This is a genomic window from Streptomyces toxytricini, from assembly GCF_014649915.1.
Taxonomy (GTDB): domain Bacteria; phylum Actinomycetota; class Actinomycetes; order Streptomycetales; family Streptomycetaceae; genus Streptomyces; species Streptomyces toxytricini.
This window is the reverse complement of record NZ_BMTY01000002.1, coordinates 102437-116201: the sequence shown is the minus strand read 5'-3', so window position 1 is coordinate 116201 and position 13765 is coordinate 102437. Positions and strand designations below refer to the sequence as shown.

Annotated in this window: 12 protein-coding genes; 8 read left to right on the top strand and 4 right to left on the bottom strand. The window is 74.4% G+C overall.

What is annotated here, in order from left to right:
• Positions 1–89 precede the first annotated feature (89 nt).
• The 3 genes from IE170_RS02700 to IE170_RS02690 all read right to left on the bottom strand — a co-directional run bounded on the left by IE170_RS02700 (position 90) and on the right by IE170_RS02690 (position 3525).
• A complete protein-coding gene (locus IE170_RS02700; protein ID WP_189807698.1) occupies positions 90–731 on the bottom strand; it encodes a PadR family transcriptional regulator in 642 nt (213 codons plus the stop codon).
• A 96-nt stretch (positions 732–827) separates the two neighbouring features.
• Positions 828–1679, bottom strand: coding sequence for a hypothetical protein (locus tag IE170_RS02695; protein ID WP_189807697.1), 852 nt, complete (start codon positions 1677–1679; stop codon positions 828–830).
• A gap of 181 nt (positions 1680–1860) precedes the next feature.
• Positions 1861–3525 (bottom strand): protein kinase domain-containing protein, encoded by a 1665-nt coding sequence (locus IE170_RS02690; protein ID WP_223855505.1) that lies wholly within the window; start codon positions 3523–3525, stop codon positions 1861–1863.
• Positions 3526–3757: 232 nt separating this feature from the next.
• On the opposite strand from IE170_RS02690, the gene IE170_RS02685 reads away from it, so the two are divergent.
• Entirely contained in the window at positions 3758–5371 is a 1614-nt protein-coding gene (locus IE170_RS02685; RefSeq protein ID WP_189807695.1) for a protein kinase domain-containing protein, read from the top strand.
• Positions 5372–5482: 111 nt separating this feature from the next.
• Here IE170_RS02685 and IE170_RS02680 read toward each other — a convergent pair whose 3' ends face one another.
• Positions 5483–6145 (bottom strand): response regulator, encoded by a 663-nt coding sequence (locus IE170_RS02680; protein WP_189807694.1) that lies wholly within the window; start codon positions 6143–6145, stop codon positions 5483–5485.
• 325 nt (positions 6146–6470) lie between these two features.
• Between IE170_RS02680 and pdhA the strand changes: the two genes are divergently transcribed.
• The 7 genes from pdhA (at position 6471) to IE170_RS02650 (ending at position 13632) form a co-directional block, all read left to right on the top strand.
• Positions 6471–7685: a pyruvate dehydrogenase (acetyl-transferring) E1 component subunit alpha gene (pdhA, locus tag IE170_RS02675; RefSeq protein WP_189807693.1), complete on the top strand. Its 1215-nt coding sequence runs from the start codon at positions 6471–6473 to the stop codon at positions 7683–7685.
• A complete protein-coding gene (locus IE170_RS02670) occupies positions 7685–8665 on the top strand; it encodes an alpha-ketoacid dehydrogenase subunit beta (RefSeq protein WP_125546697.1) in 981 nt (326 codons plus the stop codon). The genes pdhA and IE170_RS02670 overlap by 1 nt, the downstream gene beginning before the upstream one ends.
• 33 nt (positions 8666–8698) lie before the next feature.
• A complete protein-coding gene (locus IE170_RS02665) occupies positions 8699–10105 on the top strand; it encodes a dihydrolipoamide acetyltransferase family protein (protein WP_189807908.1) in 1407 nt (468 codons plus the stop codon).
• 112 nt (positions 10106–10217) lie between these two features.
• Positions 10218–11000 carry a hypothetical protein gene (locus IE170_RS02660; protein ID WP_189807692.1) on the top strand — a complete coding sequence of 261 codons (783 nt, stop codon included), beginning with the start codon at positions 10218–10220 and terminating at the stop codon, positions 10998–11000.
• 46 nt (positions 11001–11046) lie between these two features.
• The gene (locus IE170_RS33125) at positions 11047–11181 is read left to right on the top strand and encodes a hypothetical protein (RefSeq protein ID WP_263406921.1); all 135 of its coding nucleotides are present in this window, start codon (positions 11047–11049) and stop codon (positions 11179–11181) included.
• A gap of 400 nt (positions 11182–11581) precedes the next feature.
• Positions 11582–13327, top strand: a complete 1746-nt coding sequence (locus IE170_RS02655; RefSeq protein WP_223855506.1) for a M4 family metallopeptidase — start codon at positions 11582–11584, stop codon at positions 13325–13327.
• A complete protein-coding gene (locus IE170_RS02650) occupies positions 13324–13632 on the top strand; it encodes a protealysin inhibitor emfourin (RefSeq protein ID WP_189807691.1) in 309 nt (102 codons plus the stop codon). Before IE170_RS02655 ends, IE170_RS02650 begins: the two co-directional genes overlap by 4 nt.
• Positions 13633–13765: the final 133 nt, after the last annotated feature.

Below are 13765 nucleotides of genomic sequence, written 5' to 3'. Positions count from 1 at the left end.
GCGTGCGGACCAGGTCCTGGAGCTGGAGTACGGGTCGTTCGGTGTGCGGGTGCGGGTCGGGCATGGTCCCCCCTGGGACGGTGGTGGCGTCAGCGCGGCGGGGCGTGGGACGCGCGGGGTTTCGGGGCGGTGGCGGTGGCGGTGTCTGCGGCCTGCGGCGGATCCCCCTCGGCTCTCCGGTCGGCCGTCAGGGAGAGCCGCACGAGCCTGGATTCGCTGTGGTCGAGCCAGCGGGCCTCCGCCTCGGTCTGGAAGATGAGCTGTTCGAGGACCAGCAGCCAGGCCACGTCGTCGCGTTCGCGGGCCGCGCCCGACTCCAAGGCGGCCAGGGCCTGCGCCTTGAGGCGGGTGTAGTCCTGCATCGCCTTGACCGTGGCGTGCCGCTGCGCCTGGATGACCGCGCGGATGTCCACGCCCGGGGAGCCGACGGCCATGGCGAGCTTGATGGCCAGCTCGTCGCGGGGCGGGCTGGTGCGGTCGACGGGGCGCTCGTACCAGAGGCGCAGCTCGGCGCGGCCCGCCTCGGTGATGGCGTACAGGGTGTGGCCGGCCGGGTCCTCGCCGCCGGGGGCGACGAGGCCGTCGCGCTCCAGGCGGGCGAGGGTCGTGTACACCTGCCCGACGTTGAGGGGCCAGGTGGAGCCGGTGCGCGATTCGAACTCGGTACGGAGCCGGGAGCCGTACCGGGGTCCGTCATCCAGTAGGGCGAGGAGTCCGTGGCGGATTGACATACCGAGTATGTATACCGAGTATGCAGCACGCCGCAACCATCCTCCGGCGTAGTCCCCGAGGGGGAGGCGGGCTCCGGTGCGGCGCCCGCGGCGCCTTCACAGCCCGCGCCGCAGCCGCGCCCCGAGGTAGCCGAGGCCGATGCCCATCAGGGCGCATCCGGTGCCGAGCGGCAGGAGGTGGGCGGCCAGGTCCGCGGCGCGCTCGTTCGGACCGGTGCCGAGGGCCGTGACCGGTGCGGGCGGTACGGGCGCGACGGGCGCGACCGGTGCATCGGGCGCGACGGGCGCGTCGGGCGGGCGGGCCGGGTGGTGCGGGACGGGACGCGCGGGCGCGGGAGGCAGGGGGCGGGAGGCGGGCACGGTCCGCGGGTTCGGCGGCTCGCCCGCGGGGCGCCCGGGCCGCTGCCTGCCCACGCCGGCGGGGGTGCCGGCCAGCTGGGCGCGCATGCCGGCGTCCTCGCCGTTGCGGTCGCCGCCGGGCTCGGTCCCCTCCTGCTCCGCCGTTCCGTCCCGTGCGGTGGGCTCGCCGCGGTCGGCCGGCTGCCCCCGGTCGGCGGGCTGCCGGCGGTCGGCCGGCTCGTCCGGTTCGGTCGTCCCCCGCGGTTCCGTCGGCTCGTCCCGTTCGGCCGGCTCGCCGGGGCCGGCCGGCTCCCGGCGGGCGCCCGGCTGCGTCCGCAGGCCCCGGTCCGGCCCGGCCAGGCCGTCCTCCCGGCCGCCTCCCCGGTCCTCCGGGCCCCCGCGCCCCTCCCGCAGGTCCTCGGCGCCGGCCTCCGGGGCGCCGTCCGCGCCGTCCGCCTCCCGTCCGGCCCCCTCCCCGGACCCCTGCCTCACCGCGGCGGAGCCCGGCCCCGCCGCTTCCGCGCCCGGGGCGCCGGGGAGGGCGCAGACGGCGGCCGCGGCGGCCAGGACCGCCCCGGCCGCCCAGTGCCGTGTGCGGCGTCGGTGCACGGCGAGCGCCTCCCGTCCGCATGGGGTCCCCCCGGGACGGAGTCCGGGAGGAGGCCGAGATGTCCCGCCCAGAGTCACATGGTGGTGCAAAAGCGGCATCCCGGGCGCCCCGTACGGGTGGCCCGGGATGCCGGTGTCGCCAAAGGGCCCCGTACGGGCCCGTCCGGCCGCGGCGGAGGCGCTACTGCGGGTCGCCGGTGGAGACGACCAGCGTGAACTCGGTCCCCTCCTTGTCGACCTTGCCGCCCGCCTCGGGCAGCTGCTGCAGGACGGTGTCCTCGCCGTACACCGCCTCGTCGCGCTTCTCGATCTTGTACTTCCAGCCCGCCGCCTGGATGCACTCCTTCACCGAGCGCAGGTGCTTGTACCGGAAGTCCGGCGCGATCACCTTCGTCGCGTCGCTGTAGTGCTTGGTCGGCTCCTTGCACTTCTGCGGGTCGATCGTGCGCGTGGTGTCCGGGCCCTTGTGCCCGGCCTTGGCGGAGCCGGAGGGGCTGGCCTGGCCGCCGGTGGTCTGCGCGCTGGTCTGGTCGTCCTTCTTGCCGTCCTCGCCGTTGCCCGAGACCGCGTAGACGAGCCCGCCCACCGCGAGCAGCGCCACGGTGATGGCGCCCACGACGACCGGCATGTTCTTCCGGCCGCCCGCTCCGGAAGCGGCCGGTGCGACCTGCCCGGAGGCGGCGAACGGCGGCGGCGTCTGCGGGGCGTAGCCCTGGGCCGTCTGCGGCTGCGGCGGGTAGGCGTAGCCGCCCTGGCCCATCGCCGCCGCCGGCGGCGGCGTCGGCGCGTACGGGGCGGGCGCCGGAGTCGGCGCGTACGGCTGCTGCACCGCGTGCCCGGGCGGGCCCTGGAGGCCCGAGTCGAGCGGCGGGAACACGGCCGAGCCGACACCGGCGCCGCTGCCGCCCGTGTGGGCGCCGGGGACGATGGCCGGGGCGCCGGTCTGCCCGGCCGCCAGCACGCGCGCGATCTCGTCGCGCATCGCAGCGGCGGTGGGGAAGCGCTCGTTCGGGTTCTTCTTCAGCGCCCGCGCCACGAGCGCGTCCATCGCCGGGCTGATGGACCGGTTGACGGAGGACGGGGCGACCGGCTCCTCCTGGACGTGCGCGTACGCGATCGCCAGCGGCGAGTCGGCGTCGAACGGCAGGCGGCCCGTCAGCAGCTGGAAGAGCATGATGCCGACCGAGTACAGGTCGGAGCGGGCGTCGACGCCGCGGCCGAGGGCCTGCTCCGGCGACAGGTACTGCGGGGTGCCGACCACCATGCCGGTCTGCGTCATCGACGTGACGCCCGACTGCATGGCGCGGGCGATGCCGAAGTCCATCACCTTGACCACGCCGCGCTTGGTCATCATGACGTTGCCGGGCTTGATGTCGCGGTGGACCAGGCCCATCTCGTGGCTGGTGTCCAGCGCGGCCAGCACGTCGGCCGTCACCTTCAGCGCCTTGTCGGCGGGCATCGCCCCGTACTGGCGGATGTCCTCCTCCAGTACGGAGCCCAGCGGACGGCCCTCCACGTACTCCATGACGATGTACGGCATGACCGCCGCGTCGGCCCGGCCGTCGGGGAAGACGACCTCGCCCTCGCCCGTGTCGAAGACCGAGACGATGTTGGTGTGCGACAGTTTCGCAACAGCCTGCGCTTCACGGCGGAACCGCTCGCGGAACGACTGCTCGCGGCCCAGGTCGCTGTGCAGGGTCTTGATGGCGACCTGCCGGTCCAGCGCCGAGTCGTACGCCAGGTACACGGAGGCCATGCCGCCCGCGCCGAGCAAATCCCTTAGCTGGTAACGGCCACCGGCCAGAGAGCCGCCCGCGTACTGGGCCTGATTGCCGTCCTGGCTCATGACTGTTGCTTCCCCTCGGGGTGTGTCCTGACGCGTCTGGCTGAGCGCATGTCGGGCCCAGTCTGCCGGAGGGCAAGCCCACGTCAAGCCAGGTGCCCGTTCCGTGACCGCGGGGCAACGGCGAGCCATTGTCCGAACGGCGACCTGTTCCGAGGCTGTAGCGTTCATCGGAGCACCCGAAAAAGGACCTACCGCTGAGCGCGGCGGCCGAGAGAGACGACGGCGAGGATTCATGGCACCCGAACCCGAGGAACGCGGCGCCGGGATGGCAGATGGTCCTGAGCACTGGGGCGCCGGCGGCCTGGTCGGCGACGGCCGCTACCGGCTGACGCACCGCCTGGGCCGCGGCGGCATGGCCGAGGTGTTCGCCGCCGAGGACGTCCGGCTCGGCCGGACCGTCGCGGTGAAGCTGCTGCGGGCCGACCTCGCGGAGGACCCGGTCTCCAAGGCCCGCTTCACGCGCGAGGCGCAGTCGGTCGCCGGGCTCAACCACCACGCGGTCGTCGCCGTGTACGACTCCGGCGAGGACAAGGTCGGCGCCAACACGGTGCCGTACATCGTCATGGAGCTGGTCGAGGGCCGCACCATCCGCGACCTCCTCCTCAGCAGCGGCGAGCCGCCCGGCCCCGAGCAGGCCCTCATCATCGTCTCCGGGGTGCTGGAGGCGCTGGCCTACTCGCACCAGCACGGCATCGTGCACCGCGACATCAAGCCCGCCAACGTCATCATCACCGGCGCCGGCGCCGTCAAGGTGATGGACTTCGGCATCGCCCGCGCCCTGCACGGCGCCCAGTCGACGATGACGCAGACCGGCATGGTCATGGGCACGCCCCAGTACCTGTCGCCGGAGCAGGCCCTCGGCAAGGCCGTCGACCACCGCTCCGACCTCTACGCCACCGGCTGCCTCCTCTACGAACTGCTCGCGCTGCGGCCCCCCTTCACGGGCGAGACCCCGCTGTCGGTGGTCTACCAGCACGTCCAGGACGCGCCGGTGCCGCCCTCGCAGCTGCCCGACGGCCCCGACATCCCGCAGGAACTCGACGGGCTCGTCATGCGCGCCCTCGCCAAGGACCCGGACGACCGGTTCCAGAGCGCCGAGGAGATGCGCGGACTCGTCCAGTACGCCCTCCAGATGCTCCAGGACCAGGGGGCGGGCTCCGGCACCTGGAACACCGGCCCGGTCACCATGGCCCTGCCCCACGGCCGGGGCGGCGCCGCGCCGACCACGGCCATGCCGGTCGCCCAGGGCGGCCCGCAGGGCTACCCCGCGCACGCCAACACCTCGCAGTTCCAGCAGCCGATGGTGCCGCCGCTGAACCCGGACGACGGCGCGGCCTTTCCCGGCGGCTACGACGCCCACGGCCGCGGCGGCCAGGGCGCGGGCGGCGGCCGCGACGGGTACGACGGGTACGACCGGTACGACGAACGCGGGGGCGGCCGCTGGAAGCTGTGGCTGTTCGCGGTCCTCGCCGTCGTCGCCATCGCCGGCGGCGTCGCGTACGCCGTGAAGTCGGGCGGCGGGCAGGGCAGCGGGGACGGCGGCAAGCCGGCGACCGTGCAGAGCTCCTCCGGCGGCGCGCAGAGCAGCCCGTCGTCCTCGCAGGACACCCCTTCGACGGACACCTCGGGCAACTCCCGGCCCTCGGACGACTTCTCGCCGCCGCCGAGCCGGCCCAGGAACTCCCAGAGCGCCAGCCCCTCGCAGTCGGCGTCGTCCAGCCCGTCGCCCTCAGCGTCGAAGTCCGCCTCGTCCTCGCCGTCGCCGACGAAGTCGGCGCCGTCGACCAAGAACCCGCCGTCGCCGTCGGTGGAACCGCCGAAGCCGCAGGTGGAGGACGCCGGCTGAACACCCGCCGGCCGCACGCAAAGCCGGCCCGGAAACGGTTCGAATAGTTCCGTTTCCGGGCCTGCGGACCCGCTCATTGCGCCGTTCCGGTGATTACCGGTCGGAAACTTCTCAGGCGCGCCGCTCGGCCTGGAGCCGCGCCACGTACGCGGCGGCCTGCGACCGGCGCGCCATGCCGAGTTTCGACAGCAGGCCGGACACGTAGTTTTTGATCGTCTTCTCGGCAAGGTGCAGCCGCTCGCCGATCTCCCGGTTGGTCAGGCCCTCGCCGATCAGGTCGAGGATCCTGCGCTCCTGCCCCGTCAGGTTCGCCAGCCGGTCGCCGCCCCGGCCGCCCCCGCCGTCCCGCAGCCGCTCCAGCACGCGCGCCGTCGCCACCGGGTCGAGCAGCGACCGGCCCGCCGCCACGTCCCGCACGGCGCCCAGCAGCTCACTGCCGCGGATGGCCTTCAGGACGTACCCCGAGGCACCCGCCATGATCGCGTCGAAGAGGGCCTCGTCGTCGGCGAAGGACGTCAGCATCAGGCACTTGACGTGCTCGTCCTGCGAGCGGACCTCCCGGCAGACCTCCACCCCGCTGCCGTCCGGCAGGCGCACGTCGAGGACGGCCACGTCCGGACGGGTTGCGGGGATGCGCACGAGGGCGTCGGCTGCGCTGCCGGCCTCTCCGACGATCTCGATGTCCCCCTCGCCCGACAGGAGCTCGTGCACTCCGCGCCGTACCACTTCGTGGTCGTCCAGGAGGAATACCTTGATTTTTCCGTCTTCGCGCACGAACTCAGTTTCACACACTCACCCCTTCCCCCAGGTCGTTACCCGGGATAACGTGCCGTTGTTCCGGCCCCCTGCAAGGCTGTGACCAGTGGTTGTTCCCGCGACCTCGGATTTGCTTGGAAATCCAAGTAAAAACGCAGGTCAGCGGGGTTTCGCAGTTATGCGGCGCACTGGGTAACGTGCATTGCGCAGGGCAGTCGCCGGGGCACCTGTCACGCTCGGATCCCGTACACGACGCGCACCCACCCCGTGCGCGGACACGGAGCCGGGTGAGCCGCACTGGACCCCGGAGAACCCGGGAGCCGGACCGACGGAGGAGCAACACGTGACCGTGGAGAGCACTGCCGCGCGCAAGCCGCGACGCAGCAGCGGCACCAAGCGGGCGGCAGGCGCCGCGAGCGCCGCCAAGGCCCCCGCATCCAAGGCAGCCGCCACCCCGCAGAACGCCGAGCCGCAGCTCGTGCAGCTGCTGACGCCCGAAGGCGAGCGCATCGGCGCGGCGGAGAACCCCGACAACGCGGAGTTCGCGGCCTTCGTCGAGGACATCACCACCGAGGACCTGCGCGGGCTCTACCGCGACATGGTCCTCACCCGCCGCTTCGACGCCGAGGCCACCGCCCTCCAGCGCCAGGGCGAGCTGGGCCTGTGGGCCTCGCTGCTCGGCCAGGAGGCCGCCCAGATCGGCTCGGGCCGCGCCCTGCGCGACGACGACTACGTCTTCCCGACCTACCGCGAGCACGGGGTCGCCTGGTGCCGCGGGGTCGACCCGACGAACCTCCTCGGCATGTTCCGCGGCGTGAACCACGGCGGCTGGGACCCCAACGGCAACAACTTCCACCTGTACACGATCGTCATCGGCTCCCAGACGCTCCACGCGACCGGGTACGCGATGGGCGTGGCCAAGGACGGCGCCGACTCGGCCGTCATCGCCTACTTCGGCGACGGCGCGTCCAGCCAGGGCGACGTCGCCGAGGCCTTCACCTTCTCGGCCGTCTACAACGCCCCCGTGGTGTTCTTCTGCCAGAACAACCAGTGGGCGATCTCCGAGCCGACCGAGCGCCAGATGCGCGTGCCGCTCTACCGCCGCGCCGAGGGCTTCGGCTTCCCCGGCGTCCGCGTCGACGGCAACGACGTCCTCGCCTGCCTCGCGGTCACCCGCTGGGCCCTGGACCGCGCCCGCCGCGGCGAGGGCCCGACGCTCGTCGAGGCGTACACCTACCGCATGGGCGCCCACACCACCTCCGACGACCCGACGCGCTACCGGCGCGACGAGGAGCGGCAGGCCTGGGAGGCCAAGGACCCGATCCTGCGCCTGAAGGCCCACCTGCTCGCCTCCGGAGGCGCCGACGAGGCCTTCTTCGAGGAGCTGGAGACCGAGAGCGAGGCCCTCGGCAAGCGCGTCCGCGAGGTGGTCCGCGCCATGCCCGACCCCGACACCATGGCGATCTTCGAGAACGTCTACGCGGACGGGCACGCGCTCGTCGACGAGGAGCGCGCCCAGTTCGCCGCCTACCTCGCGTCCTTCGAGGAGGGTCACTGATGGCTGTCGAGAAGATGTCGGTCGCGAAGGCGCTCAACGAGTCGCTGCGCAAGGCCCTGGAGACGGACCCGAAGGTCCTGATCATGGGCGAGGACGTCGGCAAGCTGGGCGGCGTCTTCCGGATCACCGACGGGCTCCAGAAGGACTTCGGCGAGGACCGGGTCATCGACACCCCGCTCGCCGAGTCCGGCATCGTCGGCACGGCGGTCGGCCTGGCCCTGCGCGGCTACCGGCCCGTCGTGGAGATCCAGTTCGACGGGTTCGTCTTCCCCGCGTACGACCAGATCGTCACGCAGCTCGCCAAGATGCACGCCCGCGCGCTCGGCAAGGTCAAGCTGCCGGTCGTCGTCCGCATCCCGTACGGCGGCGCGATCGGCGCCGTCGAGCACCACTCGGAGTCCCCCGAGGCGCTGTTCGCGCACGTCGCGGGCCTGAAGGTGGTCTCCCCGTCGAACGCGAGCGACGCCTACTGGATGCTCCAGCAGGCCATTCTCAGCGACGACCCGGTGATCTTCTTCGAGCCGAAGCGCCGCTACTGGGACAAGGGCGAGGTCGACACGGAGGCCATCCCGGACTCCCTTCACACCGCCCGCACCGCCCGCGAGGGCAGCGACATCACGCTGGCCGCCTACGGCCCGATGGTGAAGCTGTGCCTGGAGGCGGCCGCCGCCGCGGCCGAGGAGGGCAAGTCGGTGGAGGTCGTCGACCTGCGCTCGATGTCCCCGATCGACTTCGACGGGCTGCAGGCCTCCGTCGAGAAGACCCGCCGGCTCGTGGTCGTCCACGAGGCGCCGGTGTTCCTCGGCGTCGGCTCGGAGATCGCCGCCCGCATCACCGAGCGCTGCTTCTACCACCTGGAGGCGCCGGTGCTGCGCGTGGGCGGCTTCCACGCGCCGTACCCGCCGGCCCGCCTGGAGGAGGAGTACCTGCCGGGCCTGGACAGGGTGCTCGACGCCGTCGACCGCTCGCTGGCGTACTGAGGAGAGCACCCCGTGACCATCCGCGAATTCAAGATGCCCGACGTGGGCGAGGGCCTCACCGAGGCAGAGATCCTCAAGTGGTACGTCCAGCCCGGTGACACCGTCACCGACGGCCAGGTCGTCTGCGAGGTCGAGACGGCGAAGGCGGCCGTCGAGCTGCCGATCCCGTTCGACGGCACCGTGCACGCGCTCCTCTTCGAGGAGGGCACCACGGTCGACGTCGGCCAGGTCATCATCTCGGTGCAGACCGGGCCCGGCGGCGAGCCCGAGCCCGCCGCCCCCGGCGTTGCGGCCCCGGCCGCCGCGCCGGAGGCCGCCGAGGAGCCGGCGCCCGAGGGCCGCCAGCCCGTCCTCGTCGGCTACGGCGTCTCCCAGTCCTCCACCAAGCGCCGCCCGCGCAAGGCCGCCCCGGCCGCGCAGAACGGCACCGCCGCGCCGGCCGCCGTCCCGGCCCCGGCTCCGGCACCCGCCGCCGCGCCCGCGCTCAACGGCAGCGGGCACGCGGCCGGCGGCGACCGGCCGCTCGCCAAGCCGCCCGTCCGCAAGCTCGCCAAGGACCTCGGGATCGACCTCGCCTCCGTGGTGCCCACCGGCGAGGGCGGCGTCGTGACCCGCGAGGACGTGCACGCCGCCGCCGCGGCCGCGCTCGCCCCGCAGGCCGCCGCCCCCGCGCCGGCCGCCGCGCCCGCCGCCCCGGCGGCCGTGCCCGCCCAGGCCGCCCCGGCGGCCGAACCGGGCGCCCGGGAGACCCGTATCCCGATCAAGGGCGTCCGCAAGGCCACCGCCCAGGCCATGGTCGGCTCCGCCTTCACCGCGCCTCACGTCACCGAGTTCATCACCCTCGACGTGACCCGCACGATGAAGCTGGTCCAGGAGCTCAAGGCCGACCCGGACCTGGCGGGGCTGCGCATCAACCCACTCCTGCTCATCGCCAAGGCGGTCCTCATCGCCGTACGCCGCAACCCGGACGTCAACGCGTCCTGGGACGAGGCGGCCCAGGAGATCGTGCTCAAGCACTACGTCAACCTGGGCATCGCGGCGGCCACCCCGCGCGGCCTGATCGTCCCCAACATCAAGGACGCGCACACCAAGACGCTGCCCGAGCTCTCCGAGGCCCTGTCAGCGCTGGTCGCAACGGCCCGCGACGGCAAGACCTCCCCGGCGGACATGCAGGGCGGCACCCTCACCATCACCAACGTCGGCGTCTTCGGCGTGGACACCGGCACGCCCATCCTGAACCCCGGCGAGTCCGCGATCCTCGCGGTCGGCGCGATCAGGCTCCAGCCGTGGGTCCACAAGGGCAAGGTGAAGCCGCGCCACGTCACGACGCTGGCGCTGTCCTTCGACCACCGCCTCGTCGACGGCGAGCTCGGCTCGAAGTTCCTGGCGGACATCGCGGCCGTGCTGGAGCAGCCGCGCCGCCTGGTCACCTGGTCGTAGCGGACGCACCGCACCGGCCGGCGGCCGGCTCCCCGCGCGGGGGGCCGGCCGCTTCGGCGTTCCCGCCCGCCGGGGCGGACGGCCGGACGGGTGACCGGGTAGCCTCCCCGCCGTGAGAGGAGGTCCGGTGCCCATCGCCGCGTTGCAGGTGTACTCCGTCGAGGAGGCGGACGGCTCGGGAGGGGTGTGCCGGGTGCGGTGCATCGGCGGCGCCGCCCGCACCGGCCAGGTGTACGCCGCCGGCGACGCCCGGCTCGGGCTGCGCTGGATCGAGCGGCAGGGCCGCCGGGAGTCCACGCTCGGCGCCGGCCGGGCGGCCCGCGTCCACCTGGCGGGCCCCGCCGCCGCCCTGCTCGCCGGCGGCCAGGTGCTGACCGCCGTACCGCCCGGCGGGCACGCGCTGGAGGAGCTGGAGGCCTGGCTGGCCACGGAGCCGCCGCTCGGAGACGAACCGCACCCGATGACGCTGAGCAGCCTGGCCGCCGCCGGGATGCAGGACGGGGCGCTGCCCGAGGAGCGGCGGCTGCGCTGGGGCCGGGTGGCGCTGGCCGCGGTCGAGCGCCGGGCCGACTGGGCGGGGCTGCACCCGCTGGACCGCGCCGCCGACAGGGCGGGCGTACGGGCGTACCTGATCCGCGAGTTCGGGCCCGGCCGCGGCGGGGACCCGGCCGGGCTGTGCCGCGAGCTGCTGGCCCTGATCGACCTGGCGCCCGCGGAGGCGGTCGCGCAGGCCCGGGCCTGGCGGGAGCTGCCCCGGCGGCGCATCCGGCACCTGCGGCGGATCAAGGTGCTGCTGGACCGGATGGCCGCGGTGGGCCCGCAGCTGGCCGAGTCGGACGACCCGGTGGTACAGGCCGTAGGCGAGTGGGCGGGGGTACGGGCCCTGCTGCCCTGAGCCGCGGGCGCGATCCGCGGCGCGGCGGCCCATCCGGTGCGCCGTCATGGGCCGTTGGCCGGAAGACGAGGGGGATCGGGCGGCGCTGCAGGACGGGCCGGGCGACGGCGGCAGCACGGTGATCGGCGGGCGCTACCGCCTGGGCGGCCGGCTCGGCAGCGGCGGCACGGGCGTGGTGTGAGGGCCGTCGCCGCCTGTGCGGGAGCGGTGACGGCCGTGGCGCTGCTCGACGGCCGGACCCAGTCGCCGCCCGCGTCCGCCGCGAGCACCGCGGCGGCGGCGCCGGCCGCGCCCGGCCCGTCCGCGTCGCCCTCGGCCGGGGCGACGGCCGCCTCCCCCGGCCCGTCCGCGACGACCGCCCCGGCCCCGGCCCCGGCCACGACCACTGCGGCGCCGCCGCCGTCCACGCCCGCGGAAGCCGGGCCGGTGCCCCGCGGCTACGTCCTCGTCACGGACGAACGCGGCTTCACCCTGGCCGTGCCCCAGGGCGCCCGGCGCTCGACGGACGGCGAGCGGCGGACGGGGCCGTCCGCGTCGGGATCCGGACCAGGCCCGTCCCGTCCGGCGGGGCGTTCGGCTCGATGCGCGCCGCCGACGCCCGCGGCCCGGCCGGCAACCCGGGCTACCGCGACAACACCCTCATCCCGACCACGCACGACGGCCTGCCCGCCGCGCTGTGGGAGTTCAGCTGGAACGGCTTCACCGCCGCCGAGGGGCCCCGGCACACGTACGACATCTGCTGGGAGCAGGACGGCACGCTGCACGACGTGTGGGTGTCGCCGCCGACGGGCCGCACGAAGGAGGCCCGCGCCGTCTTCGACACGGCCGTGGACTCGTACGTGCCCGCCGGCGCGGCTGACCGGTCGCTGCGGGGGCTTCCAGCGCTTGCCAGGCGGCGCGGGCGGCCGGAGACTGGTGGTATCGGCGTGCCCCGCTCCCCGATGCGTGCCGGGCGGCGCCGACACACCTCACTTCTCCCGCTGCCGCCCCCGCCGGTGCCTGCCGTTCCCCCGCAGGGCCGTGCCCGCCGCGCAGCAGCCCCCGTCGTCCAGCGGCCGGGGAGTTCCGGTGCGTTCCCGCACGTCCGGCCGTCGGTCCCCCCGCCCAGGAGGTGTCCCATGAGCACGTGCCGACCCAACTGTGTCATGCCCCCGTACATCCTCGAGAAGCTGCTGGAGAGCGGGGACGGCGACGTGCGCCGCGCCGCCCTGCGCACGATGCTGACCACCGCCCGCCTGACCGGCGAGCGGGAGGTGCGGGCGGCCTTCGCCGGCGCCGCATCGGCCCCCGGCAGCGGCCGGCGCACCGTCTTCGACGCCGGGAACGGCACCTTCCTCCCCCTCGCCGAGGTGGCCAGGACGGAGGACGGGCCCGAGTCCGCGGACGCGTCCGTGAACGAGGTCTTCGACAACTTCGGCCTGACCCGCGACTTCCTGAAGGAGGTCCTCGGGCGGAACTCGCTCGACGACCGGGGGATGCGCCTGGACGGCTACGTCCACTTCGACACCCGTTTCAACAACGCGTTCTGGGACGGACGGCGCATGGTGTTCGGCGACGGCGACGGCCGGCTGTTCACCAACCTGGCCGGATCCCGCACCGTCGCCGTCCACGAGCTGGGGCACGGCATCACCGAGCACACCTCGGGGTTCGAGTACCACAACCAGTCCGGGGCGCTCAACGAGTCGATGTCGGACGTCATGGCGGCGATGGTCGCCCAGTGGGCGCTCAAGCAGCCCGCGGACGAGGCCGACTGGCTGATCGGGGCGGAGGTCTTCACCCCGGACATCGAGGCCGACGCCCTGCGCTCGATGAAGGCTCCGGGGACGGCCTATGACAATCCGCTGTTCGGACGGGACCCCCAGCCGGACCGGATGAGCCGGTTCGTCCACCTGCCCGACACGGCGGAAGGGGACTGGGGCGGCGTGCACTTCAACTCCGGCATCCCGAACAGGGCGTTCCACCTGACGGCGGTGGGGATCGGCGGATTCTCCTGGGAGGCCGCCGGGGCCGTCTGGTACGAGGCGCTGAAGGCGTCCGCCCGGGACGCGGGCTTCCAGGACTTCGCGGACACCACCTTCCGCAAGGCCGGGGAGCTGTTCGGTGCGGACAGCCCCGAGCAGATGGCGGTCCTCGCGGCCTGGCAGGAAGTGGAGGTCGAGGTCAGGGGCGTCCCGCGGGGGATGGTGCGGACCCGGTCGTCAGGCCCTGCCGGCGCGGGTGCGGGCCGGCAGGACGGCCTGGCGGCCCTGACCCGGCAGGTCGGCGAGCTGAACGCCACGGTGAAGGCCCTGGCCAGGGACGTGGCCGCGCTGAAGGCGGCCCGATGAAGGTGAGCCTGGCGGTACGCGGCGGGCTGGTGGCGGCGACGCACCGCGGCCCGCCCGAGGCGGTCGACACGGCCGACCTGCCGACCGCCGACGCGGCGGAGCTGGCCCGGCTCGTGGCGGCGCTCACCCCGGAGCCCCGGTCGGACGGGCCCGGCCGGGCCAGGGATGCGATGAGCTACACGATCACGGTCGAGGACGGCGGCCGCTCGACGGCCTTCACCGCGTCGGACGCCGCCATGACCCCCTCCTTCGCGGCGCTGCTGGCCTGGCTCCGCGACCACTTCGCCCGCAGGACGACACCCTGAGGCGTGCCCGGGGGAGCGGGGTGGCGGGCCCGTGGCCGCCGGGCGTATCCGGACCCGGCTCCGGGCCGAGCCGAGCCGAGGGGAAAGGCCTCCGGGAGCGGGTCGGCGACGGTGCCCGTCCGGCCGTCCGGAA